Origin of the sequence: Noviherbaspirillum humi (assembly GCF_900188095.1) — a bacterium.
Classification (GTDB): domain Bacteria; phylum Pseudomonadota; class Gammaproteobacteria; order Burkholderiales; family Burkholderiaceae_D; genus Noviherbaspirillum; species Noviherbaspirillum humi.
In genome coordinates this window covers 155,382-161,523 of record NZ_FZOT01000012.1, presented here as the reverse complement: position 1 = coordinate 161,523, position 6,142 = coordinate 155,382, and the positions used below count along the sequence as shown (strand labels likewise).

General features: G+C 59.1%; 13 protein-coding genes. All 13 read left to right on the top strand.

The annotated features are described in order from the left end of the window. On the top strand, window positions 1-219 hold a 219-nt coding region (locus CHB88_RS16835), incomplete at its 5' end, for an EF-Tu C-terminal domain-related protein (protein ID WP_483869944.1). 82 nt (window positions 220-301) lie between these two features. Next, entirely contained in the window at window positions 302-613 is a 312-nt protein-coding gene (gene rpsJ / locus CHB88_RS16830; RefSeq protein ID WP_089400500.1) for a 30S ribosomal protein S10, read from the top strand. Window positions 614-767: 154 nt separating this feature from the next. Next, window positions 768-1,424, top strand: a complete 657-nt coding sequence (gene rplC / locus CHB88_RS16825) for a 50S ribosomal protein L3 (RefSeq protein WP_089400499.1) — start codon at window positions 768-770, stop codon at window positions 1,422-1,424. Between the two features lie 3 nt (window positions 1,425-1,427). Continuing rightward, window positions 1,428-2,048 (top strand): 50S ribosomal protein L4, encoded by a 621-nt coding sequence (gene rplD / locus CHB88_RS16820; RefSeq protein ID WP_089400498.1) that lies wholly within the window; start codon window positions 1,428-1,430, stop codon window positions 2,046-2,048. Next, complete coding sequence (rplW, locus tag CHB88_RS16815) at window positions 2,045-2,362, top strand: 50S ribosomal protein L23 (protein WP_089400497.1); 318 nt, start codon at window positions 2,045-2,047, stop codon at window positions 2,360-2,362. Before rplD ends, rplW begins: the two co-directional genes overlap by 4 nt. Continuing rightward, window positions 2,362-3,189 carry a 50S ribosomal protein L2 gene (gene rplB / locus CHB88_RS16810; RefSeq protein WP_089400496.1) on the top strand — a complete coding sequence of 276 codons (828 nt, stop codon included), beginning with the start codon at window positions 2,362-2,364 and terminating at the stop codon, window positions 3,187-3,189. Before rplW ends, rplB begins: the two co-directional genes overlap by 1 nt. Window positions 3,190-3,199: 10 nt before the next feature. Further along, window positions 3,200-3,475, top strand: a complete 276-nt coding sequence (gene rpsS, locus CHB88_RS16805; RefSeq protein ID WP_089400495.1) for a 30S ribosomal protein S19 — start codon at window positions 3,200-3,202, stop codon at window positions 3,473-3,475. A 6-nt stretch (window positions 3,476-3,481) separates the two neighbouring features. Further along, window positions 3,482-3,814, top strand: coding sequence for a 50S ribosomal protein L22 (rplV, locus tag CHB88_RS16800; protein ID WP_176442517.1), 333 nt, complete (start codon window positions 3,482-3,484; stop codon window positions 3,812-3,814). 9 nt (window positions 3,815-3,823) lie between these two features. Further along, window positions 3,824-4,645, top strand: a complete 822-nt coding sequence (gene rpsC, locus CHB88_RS16795) for a 30S ribosomal protein S3 (protein WP_089400494.1) — start codon at window positions 3,824-3,826, stop codon at window positions 4,643-4,645. A gap of 2 nt (window positions 4,646-4,647) precedes the next feature. Continuing rightward, the gene (rplP, locus tag CHB88_RS16790; protein WP_089400493.1) at window positions 4,648-5,067 is read left to right on the top strand and encodes a 50S ribosomal protein L16; all 420 of its coding nucleotides are present in this window, start codon (window positions 4,648-4,650) and stop codon (window positions 5,065-5,067) included. A 12-nt stretch (window positions 5,068-5,079) separates the two neighbouring features. Continuing rightward, entirely contained in the window at window positions 5,080-5,271 is a 192-nt protein-coding gene (gene rpmC / locus CHB88_RS16785; RefSeq protein WP_089400492.1) for a 50S ribosomal protein L29, read from the top strand. Continuing rightward, window positions 5,271-5,543 carry a 30S ribosomal protein S17 gene (gene rpsQ / locus CHB88_RS16780; protein WP_089400491.1) on the top strand — a complete coding sequence of 91 codons (273 nt, stop codon included), beginning with the start codon at window positions 5,271-5,273 and terminating at the stop codon, window positions 5,541-5,543. Before rpmC ends, rpsQ begins: the two co-directional genes overlap by 1 nt. A gap of 225 nt (window positions 5,544-5,768) precedes the next feature. Continuing rightward, the gene (gene rplN / locus CHB88_RS16775) at window positions 5,769-6,137 is read left to right on the top strand and encodes a 50S ribosomal protein L14 (RefSeq protein ID WP_040039188.1); all 369 of its coding nucleotides are present in this window, start codon (window positions 5,769-5,771) and stop codon (window positions 6,135-6,137) included. Window positions 6,138-6,142: the final 5 nt, after the last annotated feature.

Below are 6,142 nucleotides of genomic sequence, written 5' to 3'. Positions count from 1 at the left end.
TTCTTCAACAACTACCGTCCGCAGTTCTACTTCCGTACCACGGACGTGACCGGCGCGATCGAGCTGCCGAAGGACAAAGAGATGGTCATGCCGGGCGACAACGTGTCGATCACGGTCAAGCTGATCAACCCGATCGCGATGGAAGAAGGCCTGCGCTTCGCCATCCGTGAAGGTGGCCGTACCGTTGGCGCCGGCGTCGTTGCCAAAATCATCGAGTAAGGCGTTGCAGTTCTCTGAATTGCGTCTGACTTAAATATCGCTGCGGGCGGATGCCCGCAGCTCGTTCTTTCAAGGAAATACCATGCAAAACCAGAAAATCCGCATCCGCCTCAAAGCTTTCGACTACCGCCTGATCGACCAGTCCGCGCTCGAGATCGTTGACACCGCCAAGCGTACCGGTGCCGTCGTCAAGGGCCCGGTTCCCCTGCCGACCCGCATCCAGCGTTTTGACGTTCTGCGTTCCCCGCACGTCAACAAGACCTCGCGCGACCAGTTCGAGATCCGCACCCACCAGCGCCTTATGGACATCGTCGATCCGACCGACAAGACCGTTGATGCACTGATGAAGCTCGACCTGCCGGCCGGCGTGGACGTAGAGATCAAATTGCAATAACAAAATTCCGTCGCCAGCGCAAGCGAATGCTTGCGGCGGAAAAAAAGGCCGGCTATAATGGCCGGCTACGGTAAAGCTCGCTTCGGCGGGCTTCACTATTTTCGTAGTTTTTAATGTCAGCCCCGCCCAATCGCAGGCGGGAATGGAGAAAACAATGAGCCTAGGCCTTCTTGGTCGCAAGGTTGGCATGATGCGCATCTTCACGGACGACGGTGATACCATCCCCGTTACCGTGATCGACGTGTCCAACAACCGCGTGACACAGATCAAAACGCCTGAAACCGATGGTTATTCCGCGGTTCAGGTCACCTTCGGTCAGCGCCGTGCAAGCCGCGTCAACAAAGCAGCTGCCGGCCACCTCGCCAAAGCGGGTGTGGAAGCTGGTACCGTCATCAAAGAATTCCGTATCGATGCCGCCAAGGCCGCCGAACTAAAGGCGGGCGACGTGATTGCTGTCGGCATGTTCGAGGCTGGACAAAAAGTCGACGTGCAGGGCGTGAGCATCGGTAAGGGTTACGCTGGCACCATCAAGCGTTACAACTTCGCCTCCGGCCGTGCCACCCACGGTAACTCCCGTTCTCACAACGTTCCTGGCTCCATCGGTATGGCGCAGGATCCGGGCCGCGTTTTCCCCGGCAAGCGCATGACCGGTCACATGGGTGACGTGAAGTGCACCGTGCAGAACCTCGTTGTCGCCCGTGTCGACGCCGAGCGTCAGCTGATCATGGTCCGCGGCGCTGTCCCTGGTGCCAAGAACGGCGAAGTCGTCGTCGTGCCGGCAGTCAAAGTCAAAGCTAAGAAGGGAGCCTAATCAATGGAACTCAAGCTCCTGAACGACCAAGGTCAGGCCTCCGCCAATGTGGCGGCTTCCGATACCATCTTCGGTCGCGACTACAACGAAGCGCTGATTCACCAGATCGTCGTTGCTTACCAGGCCAACGCTCGCAGCGGCAACCGCAAGCAAAAAGACCGTGAAGAAGTCAGTCACACCACCAAAAAGCCGTGGCGCCAGAAAGGCACCGGCCGTGCCCGTGCTGGTATGTCGTCCTCGCCGCTGTGGCGCGGAGGCGGCCGGATTTTCCCGAACTCGCCTGACGAAAACTTCACTCACAAAGTGAACAAGAAGATGTATCGCGCAGGTGTCTGCTCGATCCTGTCCCAGCTCGCTCGCGAAGACCGTCTCTCTGTCGTGGAAAGCCTGTCGCTTGACGCGCCGAAGACCAAGCTGCTGTCCCAGAAGCTGAAGGGCATGGGTCTGGATTCCGTGCTGGTCATCACTGACAACCTCGACGAAAACCTGCTGCTTGCTTCCCGCAACCTGGCCAACGTCATGATCGTCGAGCCGCGTCACGCCGATCCGGTTTCCCTGGTGTTCTACAAGAAAGTGCTGATCACCAAGCCGGCTCTGGCAAAGATTGAGGAGATGCTGGCATGAGCGCAGTAATCAAGCATAGCGAAGAGCGCCTGATGAAGGTATTGCTGGCTCCGGTCATCTCGGAAAAGGCAACCATGGTCGCCGAGAAGAACGAGCAGGTCGTGTTCCTGGTTACCCCGGACGCCACCAAGCCGGAAATCAAGGCTGCCGTCGAACTGATGTTCAAGGTGCAAGTCGAATCCGTCCAGGTCGTGAACCGCCAGGGTAAGCAGAAGCGCGCAGGCCGTTTCAACGGTCGCCGCAACCACACCCGCCGCGCGTTCGTGTGCCTGAAGCCTGGTCAGGAAATCAACTTCACCGAGGAGGCTAAATAATGGCACTCGTGAAAATGAAACCGACCTCGGCTGGCCGCCGCGGTATGGTCAAGGTCGTCAATCCCGACCTGTACAAAGGCCGTCCGTTCGCCGCCCTGGTCGAGAAGAAGTCCAAGACCGCCGGCCGTAACAACAACGGTCACATCACCACCCGTCACATCGGTGGCGGCCATAAGCACCACTACCGCGTGGTCGATTTCCGTCGCAACAAGGACGGCATCCCGGCGAAAGTCGAGCGCATCGAGTACGACCCGAACCGCAGCGCGCACATCGCCCTCGTATGCTACGCCGACGGTGAGCGCCGCTACATCATCGCTCCGCGTAACGTCGCGGTCGGCGATCAGTTGATGAATGGCGCGGAAGCCCCGATCAAGGTTGGCAACTGCCTCCCGATCCGCAACATCCCGGTCGGCACCACCATGCATTGCGTCGAAATGCTGCCTGGCAAAGGCGCCCAGATCGCCCGTACCGCCGGCGCTGGCGTCGTGCTAATGGCGCGTGAAGGCACCTACGCCCAGGTCCGCCTGCGCTCCGGTGAAGTCCGCCGCGTGCACATCGAGTGCCGCGCCACGGTTGGCGAAGTCGGCAACGGCGAGCACAACCTGCGCAAGATCGGTAAGGCCGGTGCGATGCGCTGGCGCGGTGTACGCCCGACCGTTCGTGGCGTTGTGATGAACCCGATCGACCACCCGCACGGCGGTGGCGAAGGACGCACCTCCGCAGGTCGTCATCCGGTGTCGCCGTGGGGCCAGCAGACGAAGGGCAAGAAGACGCGCAAGAACAAGCGCACGACTTCCATGATCGTCTCGCGCCGTGGCAAGAAATAAGGGGTAATACATGACACGTTCACTCAAAAAGGGCCCGTTCTGCGACGCCCACCTAGTGAAGAAGGTCGAGACCGCACAGGCGACCAAGGACAAGAAGCCCATCAAGACCTGGTCGCGCCGTTCGACCATTCTGCCGGACTTCATCGGCCTGACGATCGCCGTCCATAACGGCAAGCAGCACGTGCCGGTATATGTCTCCGAAAACATGGTAGGCCACAAGCTCGGCGAATTCGCGCTGACCCGGACGTTCAAGGGCCACGCTGCCGACAAGAAGGCCAAGAAATAAGGTCAGATGATGGAAACCAAAGCTAATCTCCGTGGCGCACGTCTGTCTGCCCAAAAAGGTCGCCTGGTTGCTGACCTGATTCGCGGCAAGAAGGTCGACCAAGCGCTCAACATCCTGGCGTTCAGCCCGAAAAAGGGTGCCGGCATCATCAAGCAGGTTCTCGAGTCCGCAATCGCGAACGCCGAGCATAACGATGGCGCCGATATCGACGAGCTGAAAGTCAAGACGATCTACGTCGAAAAAGGCACGGTCATGAAGCGTTTCATCGCTCGCGCGAAGGGACGTGGTGACCGCTTCACGAAACAAACCTGTCACATCTACGTGACTGTCGGTAACTAAGGGGTCACGATGGGACAGAAAATTCACCCGACCGGATTCAGGCTTGCTGTTACTCGCAACTGGGGGTCCCGTTGGTACGCTGGCAATGGCAACTTCGCCAGCATGCTGAACGAAGACCTGAAGGTGCGTGACTACCTGAAGAAGAAACTGAAAAACGCCTCCGTCGGCCGCGTCATCATCGAGCGCCCGGCAAAGAACGCGCGCATCACGATTTTCAGCTCGCGTCCTGGCGTAGTCATCGGCAAGAAGGGCGAGGACATCGAAGTTCTGAAGTCTGATCTCTCCAAGCTGATGGGCGTGCCGGTGCACGTCAACATCGAAGAAATCCGCAAGCCGGAAACGGACGCTCAGCTGATCGCCGACTCGATCGCCCAGCAGCTCGAAAAGCGCATCATGTTCCGTCGCGCGATGAAGCGGGCCATGCAGAACGCCATGCGTCTGGGCGCTCAGGGCATCAAGATCATGTCGTCCGGCCGTCTGAACGGTATCGAGATCGCTCGCCGTGAGTGGTATCGCGAAGGTCGTGTGCCCCTGCACACCCTGCGCGCCGATATCGACTACGGCTTCGGCGAGGCCGAAACCACCTACGGTATCATCGGCATCAAGGTCTGGGTTTACAAAGGCGATCGCCTTGCAAGCGGCGAAGCTCCGATCGTGGAAACCCCGGCCGATGACGACAAGAAGCGCCGCGGTCCGCGTCGCGACGATGGCAAACCCGGCAGCCGCCCGCGTGGCAAGAAGCCTGAAGGCGCGCCCGGTCGTTCCGCTCCCGGTGCTGGCCGCGTTCGCGCCAAGGCCGGCGAGGCAACGGCTGAGAAAGCAGGAGAATAAGCATGCTGCAACCAGCACGTAGAAAATATCGTAAAGAGCAGAAAGGCCGTAACAAGGGCATTTCGCACACTCGCGGTACCGCCGTTTCGTTCGGTGAATTCGGCCTGAAGGCAACTGCCCGCGGCCGCATCACCGCGCGCCAGATCGAGGCAGCTCGTCGCGCCATGACCCGTCACATCAAGCGTGGCGGCCGCATCTGGATCCGCATCTTCCCGGACAAGCCGATTTCCCAGAAGCCGGCCGAAGTCCGTATGGGTAACGGTAAGGGCAACCCCGAGTACTATGTCGCCGAAATCCAGCCTGGCAAGGTGCTGTACGAGATGGACGGCGTTGACGAAGCGCTCGCCCGTGAAGCCTTCCGCCTCGCGGCCGCGAAGCTGCCTCTGGCAACCACCTTCGTGGTGCGCCAGGTCGGCCAATAAAGGAACATCAACATGAAAGCATCTGAACTCGTTGGCAAGGACAAGGCTGCGCTGCAGAAGGAGCTGAACGACCTTCTGAAAGCCCAGTTCGGTCTGCGCATGCAGATCGCGACGCAGCAGTTGAACAACACTGCGCAGCTGAAGAAAGTACGCCGTGACATCGCGCGTGTGAAGACCGTCATGAATTCGAAGGACGCGAAATAATGAACGATCAAGCAAAACCTGCGCTCAAGCGCACGCTCGTTGGACGTGTCGTATCCGACAAGATGGACAAGACGGTCACCGTTCTGGTTGAACGCCGCGTCAAGCATCCTCTGTACGGCAAAATCGTGGTCCGTTCGAACAAGTACCACGCCCACGATGAAGGCAACGTGGCGAAAGAAGGCGATACCGTCGAGATCCAGGAAGGTCGCCCCATTTCCAAGACGAAAGCATGGAGCGTCACACGCGTCGTGCAAACTGCCCAAATCGTCTAAAAGGCTCGAAGCCCTTGCAAGCCCGGGAGAAAGCTGTTATTCTCTCGGGCTTGGTCCATATGTGGCCAAGACAGCCGAACCGGTAGAAGCCGCCGGCAGGCTTGCAGCAGTTTTTCAAACCGTCCTCCTACCCAGTGGCCCCAGCAGGGGAAACTGACGGGACCAAGACTGACCGCTCTCCCGGTTCGGGAAAATAAAGCGGATTAAGTTGGGAAAGAAAATATTATGATCCAGACCGAAAGCCGGCTAGAAGTGGCCGACAACACCGGTGCGCGTGAAGTCATGTGCATCAAGGTGCTGGGCGGTTCCAAGCGTCGCTACGCGAGCATTGGAGACGTCATCAAAGTAACCGTTAAAGTCGCGGCACCCCGCGGACGCGTCAAGAAGGGCGAGATCTACAACGCCGTGGTGGTTCGCACCGCCAAGGGTGTTCGCCGTCAAGATGGCTCGCTGGTGAAGTTCGATGGCAACGCTGCAGTGCTGTTGAATAACAAGCTTGAGCCGATCGGCACCCGTATCTTCGGGCCGGTGACCCGCGAGCTGCGCACTGAGCGTTTCATGAAGATCGTGTCGCTCGCCCCTGAAGTGCTGTAAGGAAC